General features: G+C 54.7%; 8 protein-coding genes. 3 read left to right on the top strand and 5 right to left on the bottom strand.

Annotated elements, in window-relative coordinates:
• Positions 1-2: 2 nt before the first annotated feature.
• The 4 genes from cas8c to B5F98_RS10880 all read right to left on the bottom strand — a co-directional run bounded on the left by cas8c (position 3) and on the right by B5F98_RS10880 (position 5,987).
• Positions 3-1,805, bottom strand: a complete 1,803-nt coding sequence (cas8c, locus tag B5F98_RS10895) for a type I-C CRISPR-associated protein Cas8c/Csd1 (RefSeq protein WP_087372535.1) — start codon at positions 1,803-1,805, stop codon at positions 3-5.
• Positions 1,806-2,534: a type I-C CRISPR-associated protein Cas5c gene (cas5c, locus tag B5F98_RS10890; RefSeq protein ID WP_087372531.1), complete on the bottom strand. Its 729-nt coding sequence runs from the start codon at positions 2,532-2,534 to the stop codon at positions 1,806-1,808.
• Positions 2,513-4,942, bottom strand: coding sequence for a CRISPR-associated helicase/endonuclease Cas3 (locus B5F98_RS10885; protein WP_087372528.1), 2,430 nt, complete (start codon positions 4,940-4,942; stop codon positions 2,513-2,515). Before B5F98_RS10885 ends, cas5c begins: the two co-directional genes overlap by 22 nt.
• A 160-nt stretch (positions 4,943-5,102) precedes the next feature.
• Positions 5,103-5,987 carry a LysR family transcriptional regulator gene (locus B5F98_RS10880; protein ID WP_087372525.1) on the bottom strand — a complete coding sequence of 295 codons (885 nt, stop codon included), beginning with the start codon at positions 5,985-5,987 and terminating at the stop codon, positions 5,103-5,105.
• Between the two features lie 406 nt (positions 5,988-6,393).
• On the opposite strand from B5F98_RS10880, the gene B5F98_RS10875 reads away from it, so the two are divergent.
• The 3 genes from B5F98_RS10875 to B5F98_RS10865 all read left to right on the top strand — a co-directional run bounded on the left by B5F98_RS10875 (position 6,394) and on the right by B5F98_RS10865 (position 15,517).
• Positions 6,394-10,044, top strand: a complete 3,651-nt coding sequence (locus B5F98_RS10875; protein ID WP_143482787.1) for a family 20 glycosylhydrolase — start codon at positions 6,394-6,396, stop codon at positions 10,042-10,044.
• A gap of 201 nt (positions 10,045-10,245) precedes the next feature.
• Positions 10,246-15,168, top strand: a complete 4,923-nt coding sequence (locus B5F98_RS10870) for a discoidin domain-containing protein (protein WP_087372519.1) — start codon at positions 10,246-10,248, stop codon at positions 15,166-15,168.
• Between the two features lie 118 nt (positions 15,169-15,286).
• On the top strand, positions 15,287-15,517 hold the full coding sequence (locus B5F98_RS10865) for a DUF1653 domain-containing protein (RefSeq protein WP_087372516.1): 231 nt from the start codon (positions 15,287-15,289) through the stop codon (positions 15,515-15,517).
• Between the two features lie 3 nt (positions 15,518-15,520).
• Here the strand turns inward: B5F98_RS10865 and B5F98_RS10860 are convergent, their stop codons facing one another.
• Positions 15,521-16,051, bottom strand: a complete 531-nt coding sequence (locus B5F98_RS10860; protein WP_087372513.1) for an FmdE family protein — start codon at positions 16,049-16,051, stop codon at positions 15,521-15,523.
• Positions 16,052-16,179: the final 128 nt, after the last annotated feature.

The following is a 16,179-nucleotide window of genomic DNA, read 5'->3' as shown; positions in this document are numbered from 1 at the left end:
GATTATGATTCCTCCTTATTGTTCTCTGTGTGGTTCTCTCGCTTGGCATACAAGCTGTTTCTCTGGAGATAATACCCCAGGAGGTAACTGTCGGACAGAGGGCGATTTTGTTGCTCATCGGGAAACTCTGAGATGATGTCCAGAATTTCACATAGTAGCTTTTCATAGAAAGCACGGGAAGCTGGCTTCAGGCGAGGGTAGTATGCTTTTTTCACCTGTTCCCATATGGTACGAGCTGTGCGCTGAGGGCGCTGGGAAAAGACCGACTGCATTCGGATTGCATTGGGCTCACGCTCTTCATTGTCTCGATATGTATCCCGTTCGGCTTTCTCCAACACAGCCAATAGGCGTCCATATTGGTAGCTCCGGTCCTTTTTTTGAGGCTCTAGTGCCATGCCCCATTCCTCCTTTGTCCTGTCATAGTGAAATTTGCGAATTACGGCACAAGCGGTGAATAAGATTTTCTCTCTGGTTTTTGGCGTGTACGACTGAGGGGTCGAAGCTCTCTGCACAAGAAGCTGAACCACATCTGAGGGGATGTGTGCCTGCTCAATGCGGCAGGCCAACAGGCGCTGCATTTGCTGGCGCAACACCCTGTCGTCGGTTTCTAATTGGGGTGCGTTTCCAGCACTTCGCTCGGTGCCAAAGGCGCAATTTATAATTTGCCATAGAGATGGGGAGTTCACACCGATGTTCTGAAAGGTCCAACAGCAGATGCGGTCCCACTGGTAGAGGCGATTGACAAAGTCAAAAGCCTGCAGTTCATTGTAGTATGTCAAAGAGAGACGGCCAGAAGTTGCTGCATCAAAGACTGCAATCACAGCCTGAGGGTGGATTGCGTGCAGGGAATTCTCCCAGCCCTCTAAAGCCTCCTGTAGAAGCCGCTGATAGTCTGACGGTTTTACCGATTGTGATTGCTGATGTTGCGGCATCAGAGGATTGTGGGGTTTGGGAATCACCATACCCTGGGGACACCAACATAAAAAAGTCCTTCCACCAAATGAAACTTTTTGGTTTGCCACAAGCCAGCGAAGGGCGTTGTGGGCTTTTTGTGATGCCTCGTAGCCGACTGTAGCTGCCTGCTGAGAGGTCACAAAGCGGCCTCGAAAGGTGAAATTGTCTTTGTCATTATCGGAAATCAGCTTGGCATTTCCGTGGAAGGGGACAACGCCCTTGGGATGCTTTTCAGCGGGAGTAGACAGAGTGCCCTCTATCATACAGAGAACGGGACAGGCAGTCATTTTGCAGTGGACGATATATTTCCGAAAAGCTTCGAACAAACTTCTGTCTGTCCAACAAGGGCCGTCCAAATCTTTGCCCAGACCAATGACCCGCCAGCGCACCAGCAGGTCGTCCTTTACAGGGAGACTATGCTCATTTATCTTAATGAGATTGGCGCGGAGAAGATCGGTTAAAATGGTATCCCCTTGAATATAACGCAGAATTGGGGCGAGTTTCGGGTGTGTATAGGGGGAATTGCTCCAGTCTGTCAATTGCTTTAGGTAGTCTTCGTGGCGTTTTTTATCATAGGAGGCCAGATACTTCAGTTGGTCGCTGAGAGGGTGTGCACAGGGATGTGAGGTGCGTCTGGCGGATTCCTCCGTGACCGGAATGATAATTTTTGATTCAGTTTTATCTACGGCAGAAGCAGATATGAATGCACCATCTGAGCCAACTGTAATGTCTAAATCTGCTCGGGTTAGCGTGTGAAAACATGGTGCTAAAGGTTCCTCTCCTTCGGTGATATGTCCCGCCTGTTGGATAAAAGAATCATAGGTTTCCACTGCTTTTTGGAATAATCCCACTTATGTCACCTCCCCAAATTCACGTAAGCCTGAAAAATTTCCTGTATCTGCACCGAACACTTTCATGCGCATATCACCCAGTCGTTTATGCAGCGGACAGCTTTCGGGACGCAAAAAGGAAATGACTCCGTTTTTCATCACTGGGTACCAAAAGTGAGCGGTCATGGCTGCCTGAGTTTGTGTGGAGTAAGCCTCGTCGGCGTAGGTGATGCCGTGATACATCAATCCAAAGCTCAGTTCTGCGAGGCTGTCGTAGAACCCTTCGCCTTCGCCGAATACACAAGGCGCCACATACCCCTGGCACTCCCGTGTTCCCAAAAAAATATCCCGCCGTCCGCCTTTTGTAATCATACGCTTTGCAATCTCGTGGTGTTTGTTTTCGTTGCGGTCTTTGGCTAATTCCGGCCGATTTTCGTTCCATTCAAAGTGAGCACGAACCTGATACCGACAGTTTTTAAGATAGGTGTAGTAGGAGAGGTCGTTTCTGCTATCGTTGTAGTGGATGGGACGAATTCCTTTGACCTCTGTCTGAATTTGATTCATGACTCGGACAGCGTCAATATACCAAATAAAAGTGGGTTTCCAGTACACTGAGGACAGGATGCCCTTGAGTGTCTCGTAGGTTGGAACCTGATAAGTACATTTTTCTCCGCCTACCCGGAGGATAGGCTCTGCAAAGAGTCCGTAATCTCCCCAAACCTCAAATTCTACAATATTAGGATGTCGCATGCGGTCACCTCCAGTGAGTTTTCGTTTGTGGGGTTCATGACCAGTCCGATATGCTCATGGTAATATGCCTCGTTCAATGCCAGCATGGTTCCATGGCAGATGGGGGTCAGAGCTCCGCTTTGTTCTAATTGTTGCCTTTGGTATTGCAGCAGGGATATGGTGTATGGCTTGGCTCTTTGGACAAGGGATAGCTGGAAGGATATGTCGTACATGGCTTGTTCGGAGCAAAAATCAGCGATAATAGAGGAACCTTCCCCATAGGGAACCAAGACATCCACGGTTTGAGTGTCAAATACGGAGAACTGGGCTCCGGCAGTCTGGAATCCCTGCTGCATAAAAAACTGACAGCTTTCATCGGACACCAAATCTTTGTTATTGGATAGCAAGGAATAAATGCTGGTCCTCATGGTTGGAAGTTTGAAATCCTGGTATTCATCTGGCATACTTCGATATAGTTGGTGGTAGTAGTAAGAAATCGACTCGTCAGAGGTCAGACTGTGGTGGAACGCCTGGGGGTCTTTTTCAAAGGCAGCCAAGAGACATTCGGTGGCATGTTGCGCTGCTTGAATTTCCCGCAGGTGTGTGAGGTGCTCGTCTACACAGCCAACGATATATACGGGAGCTGGCTGGGTGGATTCCTTGTTTCTGTTGCATCGGCCTGCAGCCTGGATAATGCTGTCCATTCCGGCCGTAAGACGGACAACGCAGCCAAAGGAGATGTCAACCCCAGCTTCTATGACTTGGGTGGAGATACAGATTACCAGCTTTTGTGGGTCGCGAAGTGCGGCATTCATCTGTTCCAATGTAGAGCGGCGATGAGCCATGCACATGGAAGCGGAAAGGTGATAACAGCTGGCAAAGCTGTCAGATGAAACAGAAGCATAGAGCTGGGCAGCGGTACTTTTTTTGTTGCAAATGATGAGAACACTACGGTGTTGGGGCAAAAGCTGTAAGAGAAACTCGGATATTTCGGCACATGTCATGGAGCCTGCATACTGGATGGTGGTACGCTCAAAGACGGCCCATAAACTCTTGTCGTAGGGGACAATGGGGGTGGGAGAGCGGTACAACGGATGAATGGTCTTCTCGAAGGTAGGTTGTGTTGCAGAGCACAGCACCACCGTTGCCTTGCACACCGTTGTTAAAAAGTTAAGTGCCAAATTGAACAAGGTGAGCATATGTCCAGGGACACTCTGCACCTCGTCTATGACAATCACACTGTCACAAAGAGCGTGAAAGCGTCGGATGGAAGTGGTTCTGCCGGAAAAGAGTGTCTCTAAAAATTGGACTAAAGTGGTAATGACGATGGGCGCACTCCAATCTTCTGTAAGAAGCTCCTGGGTGTGTAAGCTATCATCATCGTCCTGTGGCGCAACGACGTTGGAATGATGCTCTAAGACGAGAGAAGGGTTGCCAACAAACTCCCGGATGACATCACTATTTTGTTCTATAATGGAGAGAAGTGGCATGATGAAGAAAATTCGCTGCATGTTTTGGTGCTTGCTGTGGGCCAGGGCAAAGCGAAGGGAGGATAGGGTTTTCCCTGAACCAGTGGGCACATTCAGTGAATACAGTCCACGGTCCGATGTGCCCATGTGGAGACAAAGTTCTGAAATACGATTTCTCGCCAGTTGGATTGGGGACTCTTGGGGGAATTCCCCCAATTTCTGCTCCATATAGGCGAGGGAAGCGGACCAGGTGTCCAAGTTTGTGTTTCCACATTGTGAAAAAAACGGTTGGGAGGTTTGTGTCATGAATTCCGCCGTATCCCTGCGATCTCCCTGAATGACAGCGGATAGGATAAGTCTGGATAGCAGTCCCATGTAAAACGGAACATGCTCCTCTTGGGATTGGGATAGTGACATCAGAGTTTGAAATGTGGCGGCCAATTCATCCGTACTGCGGAGAAAAAGCTGTTGGATTTCCTCGGGCGTGCTGCATTCCATCCAAAAGTTATTGAGAGCCTCCTGTTCGTAGAGCAAATCAGGAGAAGCTTGCAGACGGTGTGCAAAGCCGGAGGTGTCATGGCCTCTTGCCAAGTCAAAGAGGCCATGATGTGCGCCTACGGCATAGGCCAGCAACTCACTGACGATGTCAGAGGTGGTAATTTGGGGCGAGTGGTGGTTTCTGAGCAGATATCGCACCCCTACAAACGTGTGGTTTACAGAGCCTCGGATGACCTTTTCACCGTGTGCGGCTTTTCTTAGGTACGATTCAAAAGCGCAGGTAAATTTTCCGCAATCATGAAGAAGTCCGGACAAATAGGCAGTATCAGATAAGGAAATGGGTGAAAGTGCCCATGAGGCAAATCTGGCAGTATTTCGACAGTGACGCCAGGCGGGTTGTATGTGCTCTATGGACGAGTTGTCCATGTGCTCAATACGAATATGGGCAGGGTGAATATGCATAACATCAGCTCCGATATGAAGAAAAAACTGTATATACTACACATTATACCAAAATATTGGAAAAAGGCAAGATGATAAAACAGTGTGTGTTATGGAAAAACCGCTGTCTGCATTCTTCCATGCAAACAGCGGTTGTCTGGGCTTATTAAGATATCCCGAGTTATACGGACTGAGACGCCTTCAGCGCCAGCTGAATACGGTCAATGAAGGATTGGAGGGGTGGAGAATGTTGTTTTTGCGCAGAGACACAGTAGAGGGGCACAAACAGCGGGTCAGACATAGGAAGGGCACGGACGGCTGGGAGGGGAACGGTACAATTGGACAGGGCTTGCTCATCCATGAGCACTACGCCGTCTCCCTGGGCGCACTTGTGAATGGCGGCAAGGGGGGAGGGCAGAGAGAGGGTGCGGCTGAAGGCGGTGGGAAGGGTGGGGTACCGGGCAAACAGAGCCTCATAGATGGGCTGATACTGCTCGGGGAGAAACAGCGGCTCTTGAGATAGATCAGAGGTTGGTACCGATGTGCGCCGCACCAACGGATGATTCAGAGAGAGAATCACAGAGATGGGGATATAGCCCAGAAGGGTGGAGGATAGGCCAGGCTCAGAGGGAAGATAGGGGAGAAGGGTGGCATCGGCCTGGTGGTTTTGCAGGTGCTCCAGACAGAAGTAGTCGCTGCAATAGGTGTAGACCACGGGAGAGGACCCGCAGGAATCTGGGAGCGCATGAAGCAGCATGTTATAGAAACAGGGAGCTAAGGAGATGCGCAGATTTCCGGCAAACTCCGATGATACCTGGCGGAGCACCTGACAGGTGTCATCCAACTCCTGGAGGATGTGAGAGCACCGGCGGTAAAAATATTTACCTTCCTCGGTCAAATCTACGCCCGAAGCAGTGCGAATAAACAGGGTGCACTTGAGCTCTTGTTCCAGCGTGCGGATGACGTAGCTCAGGCTTTGCTGCGTGACGTAGAGCCGTTTAGCTGTATAAGTCAGATTCATATCTTTGCAAATTTCACAAAAATAATAGAGTTTTTTTACATTCACAGAGTGTCACCTTCCATATGACAGGGAGTAATGTGTGGTGGATTTTACTATCAAATATCTGGAAAGACCATTTGTATTATAACATATTCACAAAAATTGACAAGAAAAAAAGAGTGTCTATGCAACATGATGAAAAACAATTCGTGGAAATGGAGGATAAATACGACAAAAATGTATATTTGTACAAAGCAGACCGGGAAAACCAGTCAAATTACCCAAAGAAATCTTGCCATACAAATAGGCGTTGTTCATGCACAAAAAACTTTTGTTTTACAGTCTTTGGGGAACATGAGATACTTAGACTGAAAAACGATGGGGTGGCCGGTGGAGGGAAATGACATGTTTTCCTAAATAAAAGCCGGCATTGCCATCGTAAATTCAAAAGAAGTCAAAGGAGGAGAGCAACGTGAGAAACAAAAAACGGTGGGCAGCTCTGCTGTTGTCAGGAGCGATGCTGCTGAGCTTGGCACCCATGTCTCTGCGGGCGACCGCTCTGTCTGCCCAGGGTACACAGACCCTGGCAGCAGAGGAGAATGGTGGATGTACCATTATTCCTTTGCCCCAGCAGTATGAGGAGACCCAGGGAAACTTTACCCTGAAGCCGGAGACCCGCTTTGTCCTGGCCCAGGCCGATGAGAAGGCGGCAGACTCTACCGAAGTGGTGGCCTCGGAATTCCGCAAGTCCACCGGCTATGACCTGCCTGTGGTCCAGGGTGAGGAAGGCAAGAGCGGAGATATCATCATCCGCCTGGATGGTGAGGCTGTGACAGAGGAGGAAGGCTATCAGCTGTCCGTCACCGCAGACGGTGTGACCATCACCGCCAAGAGCGCAGGCGGCGTGTATTACGGCCTGCAGTCTCTGCGCCAGATGTTCCCCGGCCAAATCGAGAGCGACACGCTGGTCAGCGACGTGGCCTGGACCGCACCCTGTGCGGACATTTCTGACGAGCCCACTTATGGGTATCGTGGTATGCACTTGGATGTGTCCCGCCATTTTTTCCCGGTAGAAGAGGTAAAGCGACAGATCGACCACATGTCCCAGTATAAGATCAACAAGCTGCACATGCACCTGAGTGATGACCAGGGCTGGCGCCTGGAGATCAAGAATAACCCCGATGTGGTGGACAAGGACGGCAATCCCGTGGACTTCAGCAACCTGACGGAGCTGGGTGCTTCCACCTCCTGTGACCACAATGGCGTGAGAGCCGGATACTATACCCAGGAGGAGTTCAAGGACATCGTGGCCTACGCCGCAGAGCGGAACGTGGAGATCATTCCCGAGTTTGATATGCCTGCCCACGCCTGGGCGGCTCTGGTTTCCATGCCCATGCTGAACTCCACCGAGGACGGCAAGCCCCATGCCAACGGTTATGACAACACCAAGCCCTACCAGGGCTGGGATGTGGGCTGGGCCTCTTTGGAGTGCCGCAACGAGAACACCTATATCTTCATTGACGAGGTGTTCCGTCAGATTTCCGAGATCTCTCCCTCCATGTATATCCATGTGGGCGGCGATGAGGCCCACGTGACGGCTCATGACGACTATGTGTACTTTGTCAACCGGGTCACCGAGATTGCCCAGAAGTACGGCAAGACCCCTATCGGCTGGCAGAATTATGACGCTGCTGTGGAGGATAAGGAGAACACCATCACCCAGTACTGGAACACTGGAGATCAGAGAGCCCTGGACGGCGTGACGTACATTGCCTCTCCGGCTGACCACGCCTATTTGGATATGAAGTACGATGCCAGCTGTCCTCTGGGCCTACAGTGGGCTGGTTATGCCCCTGTGGACGATACCTATAACTGGGATCCCACCGACTTCGGCAGTGCAGATCAATTTATCGGCGTCGAAGGTGCCCTGTGGGCTGAGACCCTTGCCGATCCAGAACATATTGACTACATGTACTACCCCAGACTGCCCGGTATTGCCGAGGTCGCCTGGACACCCAAGGAAAACCGCAGCTGGGACGAGTACAAAGAGCGCATCGCTCAGCAGAAGGATCGTCTGGACAGCCTGGAAATTGGCTACAAGGAAGACACCCTGATCTGGGAGAAGCCCGTGAACTTCCGTATGCCTCTGGATGAGGGCACCGGCACCACCGTGAAGGACACCACTGGCGACTTCAAGGGTACCATGGTAGGTGGCGTGACCTGGGGCGAGGGCCGCTACGGCTCCGGCCTGGTCTTTGACGGCTCTGGCTATGTGGACCTGAAGTACGATGACATTGGCGGCGACTGGACTGCCGGTATGTGGGTCAAGCGTGAGGACTCCGGCGCCCCCAATGCGGCTCTGCTGGCTGGTACTGAGGGTGAGATCAAACTGGAGCAGTGGAAGAACACGGGTAAGGTTGGCCTTACCGCCTACGGTGTGGACGACTACACCTTCGATTACACCGCTCCCATCGGCGAGTGGGTCCACCTGGCCTTTGTTTCCAACGATCAGGGCACCACGCTGTACGTCAACGGTGTGGAGACCGACCACATGGATGCCACCATCAACGGCCCTGTCAGCCGTATCGGTGCCAACTACAAGGATGGCCTGTCCGACCGTGGCTACATGAAGGGTGCTGTGGATGATGTCCAGATCTATGATCGTGCTTTGAGTGCAGAGGAGATCATGGACATGAAGGAAGACGCGTTCGGCTTCGAGAATGAGATGATCTTCAACTTTGACGAGGGCGAGGGCACTCAGATCACCGACACCAGCGGTGCTCACTCCTTCACCCTGGGTGACGGCATCACCTGGACCGATGGTAAGATGGGCAGTGGCCTGGACTTTAGCGGCGCTGGCCGCATTGAATTGGGCTACCGGGATCTGGACAAGAACTGGACTGTGGGTCTGTGGGTCAACCGCAGAGAGAGCGTGGAGCACAATGCCGTGCTGATGTCCGGCGCAACCGGCGAGATCAAGCTGGACCAGTACCAGAACACCGGTAAGGTAGGTGTTACTGCCTACGGTGTGGAGGATGCCACCTTTGACTACTCCGCTCCCATGGGTGAGTGGGTGCATCTGACCTTTGTCAGCAACGATCAGGGTACCACTCTGTACGTCAATGGTGTGGAGCAGGATCACATCGATTTGGCCATCAACGGGCCTATGAACCGTATCGGCGGCAACAATTCCGTCAATCTGGCTGGCGGTGGCTTCTTGAATGCTACCATCGACCAGCTGAGCGTCTTCGACCGTAGTTTGACTGCCGACGAGGTAAAGGACCTGGTGGACGTGGACTCCGAGCCCGCCAACAAGACCCTGCTGGAGAAGACCATTGCCTATGCCAAGGGTCTGGACACCACCGGTGTCACCGACTCTGCCAAGGCCGCCTTTGAGAAGGCTCTGGCCGAAGCCGAGGCTGTCATGGCCGATGTCAACGCCACCCAGACTGAGGTGGATGCTGCTTGGGATGCTCTGCTGGAGGGCATCTGGGGTCTGGGCCTGGTACAGGGCGACAAGACCATGCTGGAGCAGCTCATCAACAAGGCTGATGGCATGATTCCCGACGAGGGCAAGTACATGCCCGACCACTGGCAGGAGCTGGTGGACGCCCTGGCTGCTGCCAAGGACGTGATGGCGGACGGCGACGCTATGGAAGAGGACATCCAGCCCGTGGCTGAGGCTTTGCTCAACGCCATTCTGGCTCAGCGCTTCAAGGCGGACAAGTCCATCCTGGATGACCTGATCAACAAGGCCGAGGGCATCAACCTGGACGGCTACACTGCCGAATCCGTTGCTACCTTCCGCACCGCTCTGGCCAATGCTCAGGCTGTGATGGCGGACAACAGCCTCTCCGAGGACGACCAGGCTGTGGTGGACGAGGCAGTGGCTCAGCTCACCGCCGCCATGGACGGCCTCACTGCCGGTGGCGCTCCCGAGACCACCGACAAGCCGGAAGCTACCGATAAGCCCGAGACTTCTCAGAAGCCCGAGGCCACCCAGAAGCCTGAGAACAAGGTGCCTCAGACTGGGGACAACAGCGGTTTGATGCTGTGGCTGACAGCTGGCCTGGCCTCTCTGGGCGGAGCAGTAAGCGTTTTCTTGAAAAAGAAAAGACAGTGATGCGTCAGCTGGAACGGCGCTGTCTGTAAAAAGCAGTTGAACATGGGAGGTACACGCCCCCACAGGGATTGGTCAAGGGTTCGTGTGTGGGGCGTGCCGCCCTGGGTCGGAGATCCGATACAGCGTAAGAATGGAAGGTGATAGAGGAAAGAATGGTTTGGAGAGAGCGTTTCAATTTCGTATGACTTGGGAGGTAAGAACATGAAAAAACATGGTCGTTGGCCTGCTCTGATGTTGGCAGGCGCAATGATGGTCTCCAGCGTGGCAAATGTGGGCCTTGTACCCCAGGCGCATGCCCAGGGGGAATACCCCAACCTGGCGCTGAGCAAGCCCGCTACGTCCAAGAACGACGAGGGCTATGGGCTGGTGGCCTCCAATGCCGTGGATGGCTCTTGTACCGGCGATAACGCCAATTCCCGTTGGTCCAGCGCCATGAGCTCGGGCGAGACCTGGCTGATGGTGGATTTAGAGAACTATGCCACCATTCACAGCTTCCAGGTGGTGTGGGTGGAGCCCCACGCCAATCCGTACAAGATTCAGTTCAGTGCGGACGGAACCAACTGGGTGGATGCGTACTCCGATGAAGACGGGGTCAATGTGGACGAGTATACCGAGCACACCAAGGATGTCAACGGTGGCCAGCGGTTTGATCCCCACACCTTGACCTACACCCTGGACAAGCCCCTGGAGGGTATGCGCTATGCCCGTATGTGGGCGAATAAGCAGGGCGGAGGCTATCCCTGCATCGGCGTCTATGAGTTCCGTGTATTTGGCGAGGAAGGCGAAGTGGTGCAGGAGCTGCTCAACAAAGACCCTGCTAACCTGGCTCTGGGCAAGACAGCCAGTGCCTGCGCTTCTCCCATCTCCTATTGGGGTCCGGACAAGCTGACAGACGGCGTCATCAACCGCACCGCTTCCAAGGGCGACCAATCCAGATGGTCCAGCGAGGCAGGCGCTCCCGGCTGGGTGCAAATCGACCTGCGTCAGCCCCAGGAGTTCCAGATCATCAATCTGGAGTGGGAGCAGCCCGTGGTGGAGGACTACCACATTGAGGTTTCCGATAACGGTTCCGACTGGACCACGGTCTACACCGCAGAGAAGAACACGGAAGGGTATCCGGTGTCCGATCGGGCCACTCTGGACACCCCTGTGACTGCCCGGTATGTGAAGGTGGCCATTGACAAGCTCAAGGAGGGGGCTTATCCCAGCTTGTCCCTGTACGAGGTGGAAATTTATACCCCTGACGTGAGCGGTACCGACAAGACCACCAATAAGGACATCAGCGTGTCCAACGGGACAGACGCCTCTGTGGTCACCGACGATAATCTGGAGACCGTGTGGCAGGGTGCCAGCGGCGACTCCTTCACCGTGGACCTGGGTGCCTCCCTGAAGTACAACCGCTATCAGATCCAGTGGGCCACCGCAGCTGCCTACCATGTGGAGGTCTCCAGCGACGGAAAGAACTGGGAAGGTGTGTATACCACCAGCGAGGCCCCGGAGGCCGCTACGGAAGTGACCCTGGACCTGGCCTACAACCAGCGCTATGTCCGGGTAACCCTAGACGGGGACGGCGCAGTCAAGGAGTTCTCCCTTCATCAGGATCTGGACTTTGTCAACGTCTTTGACCAGGCCAAGCAGCTGCTGGACGGTATTACCATCGACGAGGATGACACCAGCCTGACACTGCCTGAGAAGTTCCCCCAGTCCATTGCTGTGACCTATCTGGGCACTGACTACGAGCAGGTCATTGACGCCGACCGCAACATCATCCGTCCCATTGTGGACACCACGGTGGCGGTGGGCTTCCGGCTGGAGAGCAAGAACCAGCCCGACAACTACCAGCTCTATGAGGTGAGTGTGGAGGTTCCTGGCCTGCACGACACCGAGGAGTCTCAGAACGAGAAGCCCAAGGTCATCCCCGAGCTGCAGCAGTGGTTCGGTACCACCGGTGACTTTACCATTCGGGACGGTGCCCGCATCCTGGTGGACCCCGCTCTGAGTGAAGAGTACATCACCATGGCCAACCGCTTTGCCGACGACTATGAGGACATCGTGGGCAAGACGATTGCCGTGGAGCGGGGCACGGAGCCCGCTGCTGGTGACTTCTACTTTGTGGCCAGCGATATCCCCTTCGATGAGGAGACCTATGATCTGCACATTGGGGAATACATCACCATCGAGGCCAGCCACCAGACCGGCGCCTACTGGTCTACCCGGTCCATCCTCCAGATCCTCAAGCAGACCGGGGATACCATCCCTCAGGGCGATGTACGTGACTACCCCAAGTACAAGGTCCGTGGCCTGAGCATGGACATTGCGCGCCGCTATGTGCCTCTGTACTTCCTGGAGGACTGGATTTCCCAGATGTCCTGGTACAAGATGAACGATTTCAATGCGCATATGAGCGACAATACCTTTGACCTATCCTTTGGCGGCTTCCCCCTGGAGTCTGATGTGCCCAACCTGACCAACCCCGAGGGCATGTACTACACCAAGGACGAGTTCCGTCAGTTCCAGCTGGATGCCAAAGAACAGGGTGTGAAGATTGTGCCTGAGTTCGACACTCCCGGACACTCTCTGCCCTTCACCGAGGCCCGCCCCGACCTGGCTCGCCCCGGCAAGAAGGAGTATCTGGATGTGCAGAACCCCGAGACCGCTCCCTTCGTTCAGAGCGTCTTTGACGAGTATCTGGATGGTGAGGACCCCGTGTTCCTGGAGGACGCCGTGATCAACATCGGTACCGATGAGTACAAGGGCGGTGGCCAGGAGGAGAAGGAAGCCTTCCGAGTCTACCAGGACACCATGCTCAAGTACATCCTGGAGAAGGGCCATACACCTCGTGCCTGGGGCTCCCAGACCGAGAACCACGGCACCACCCCCGTGCAGGTGGAAGGCGTGCAGCTGTACATGTGGTACACCGGTTACGCCAATGCCAAGGAGATGTATGACCTGGGTTACCAGATGATCAACATCAACGACGGCGACACCTACATCGTGCCCGGCGCTGGCTACTACTACGACTACCTGAACAAGGGTCACATCTACAACAACTTTGATCCCAGCAACATCTATCGTTCCTTCAAGGTTCCCGCAGGCGATCCCCAGATCCTGGGCGGCTCCTACGCTCTGTGGAATGATAAGACGGGCGGCAGCGACAACGGCACCGCCGACATGGAGACCCTGGACCGCCTCTTTGACGCCCTGCCCGTTGTGGCGGCCAAGACTTGGGGCGACGGCAAGGACAACACCTTGTCCGAGCTGGAGGCCATTGTGGACGAGACCGGCTACGCCCCCAACACCAACCCCACCTATGAGGTGGAGACCAAGAACGACACCGTCCTCTCCTACGACTTTGACGAGGACGCTAAGACTCAGGACAACTCCATGAACGACTACGACCTGGTGTCCGAGGGTGAGAACGTGGCCTATGAAGAGGGCCATGATGGTACTGCTCTGACTCTGAAGGGCGGCTCCAGCTATGTGGAGACTCCTCTGGAGGATAAGGGGCTGAATACCACTCTGGACTTCTGGGTCAAGCGGGACGCCAACAGCGGCGACGAGGAGCAGATCCTGTTCGAGTCTGAGATTGGTCAGATCAAGGCCGTGCAGAAGGAGACCGGAAACCTGGGCTTCTCCCGCGAGGCCAGAGACTACTCCTTCAACTATGCTCTGCCCAAGGGCGAGTGGGTGCACATCACCATGGTGATGGAGTTCACCAAGACCACCCTGTATGTCAACGGTGAGAAGATTCAGACTCTGGAGCGCACTGAGGAAGGCGGCAACAAGTGGGCTTCTCTGGTTACCCCGCTCATGCGCATCGGCAGCCAGACCAAGGCTTTCCAGGGCCAGATCGACAGCCTGAGACTGTACGACTTTGCCGCCACCGCCGACCAGGTTGGCAATCTGTCCGTGGATCTGTATGATGAGGACAGCGGTGTGCGTGTCCACGGCGATGTGGGTGTGCTGCCCTCTGACACCGTGCTCCAGGTGGCCGACCAGTCCAGCAACGAGAAGTTCCAGGAGATGGCGGAGTCCATCCTCAAGGGCTGCTCCATCAACGCTCAGTCCGTTAGCCTGACCAGCGGGGAAGAGGCCGTGACTCCTTCCGGGGAGATCATGATCTCCATGCCCGTGGGCGAGATGGACCTGGATACCCTGGCCCTGTATGAGTTCCATCAGGATGGCACCTATGAGGAAGTGACCTTCACCGTGAACAATGGCATGGTCTGCTGGACCAGCAATCACGCCAACGGCGCCGACTCCGCATTCGTCCTGCTGGCTCAGGCGGATGCCCAGACTGCCAATAAGACCCTGCTGGAGAAGACCATTGCCTATGCCAAGGGTCTGGACACCATCGGTGTCACCGACTCTGCCAAGGCCGCCTTTGAGAAGGCTCTGGCCGAGGCCGAGGCCGTCATGGCCGATGCCAACGCCACTCAGGACGAGGTGAATGCCGCTTGGGATAACCTGCTCACTGGCATCTGGGGTCTGGGCCTGGTACAGGGCGACAAGACCATGCTGGAGCAGCTCATCAACAAGGCCGAGGGCATGATTCCCAATGAGGACAAGTACATGGCCGACCACTGGCAGGAGTTGGTGGACGCCCTGGCTGCTGCCAAGGACGTGATGGCGGACGGCGACGCCATGGAAGAGGACATCCAGCCCGTGGCCGAGGCACTGCTCAATGCCATCCTGGCCCAGCGCTTCAAGGCGGACAAGTCCATCCTGGACGACCTGATCAACAAGGCCGAGGGCATCAACCTGGACGGCTACACTGCCGAGTCCGTGGCTACCTTCCGCACGGCTCTGGCCAATGCCCAGGCCGTGATGGCGGACAACAGCCTCTCCGAGGACGACCAGGCGACCGTGGATGCCGCTGTGGCTGCCCTCACCGCCGCCATGGACGGCCTCACTGCCGGTGGCGCTCCCGAGACCACCGACAAGCCGGAAGCTACCGATAAGCCCCAGACTTCTCAGAAGCCCGAGGCGACCCAGAAGCCTGAGAATAAGGTGCCTCAGACTGGGGACAACAGCGGTTTGATGCTGTGGAGCATGGCGGGTGCCATTTCTCTGGTGGGCATGGCTTGTCTCGTGTATCGAAAGAACAAGTTGGAAGAGAAGTAACACCCTCCGCAAAAAAACGGAGTCAGGAGAAACCCTGACTCCGTTTTTGATGTGCATATGGAAAAGATACTTGGAGTGTGGTATACTTTATGCCCAGTAATTTTGATGGAAGGGGGAAATGGATATGAGTCAATACGACATCCGTCCGGGCAAATACCGCCACTACAAGGGCAACGATTATGAGGTTCTGGGCCTGGCTACCCACTCGGAGACCCTGGAGCCCATGGTGGTGTACCGGGCTCTGTACGGGGAATACGGGCTGTGGGTGCGCCCGGCGAAGATGTGGAGCGAACTGGTGGAGGTGTCCGGCCAGCAAGTGCCCCGGTTTCGCTACATCGGGGAGGAGTGACCCTCACATGTCAAAGCGGTGGTAGGGGTGTGCGCAGTCCAGGCACACCAGCTGCCCATGTTCCAGCCGCAGCATGGACTCGGCGGTGAGTTCCCCACAACAACTACAAGGTTTTGAGGCAAAGAGACGGGCGCGCTCCGGCAGGGAGAGCACCGTCTCTTTTACGTCGAACAGCTCCGCCGGGGACTTGCTCTGTAGATAGTGGAACTTTTCCTCTTTCGTGATGGTGTCCGGGGTGGGGCGGAGCACCAGGCGCACAGACCGCCCGCTGTTGCGTTCGTAGAAGGAGAAGGCCTGCTTGCCCCGCAGGTGGAACAACAGGTTTCCCTTGCCGATGCTGCACCCCAGAACGACCTGGATGGCGTCCACGCCGCAGGCGTCGTTTTCTGTGATACACACCACGGACTCGTCCTCGGAGCGGGACAGGCCCAGCAGCTCCATGGCGTAGAGGGAGGCTTTATAGCCAATGATGAGGCCGCCGCAGGCGTGGCCGTGGAAGGCCACGCAGTCCTCCCAAAGTGTTTGTTCATTCATAGGTGTGTTCCTCCTACTATAAAGATTAAGATTTGGTATCAGCAGCCAGTAGGCTGATGATATAATACCGTCGTATGGGTGAGGCTTCCTTTCCCTCCTTGCGGCAGAGTCCGCTGAATACAAGAGTG

The organism is Pseudoflavonifractor sp. An44, from assembly GCF_002161675.1.
Taxonomy (GTDB): Bacteria; Bacillota; Clostridia; order Oscillospirales; family Oscillospiraceae; genus Enterenecus; species Enterenecus faecium.
This window is presented reverse-complemented; position numbering and strand designations above follow the sequence as displayed.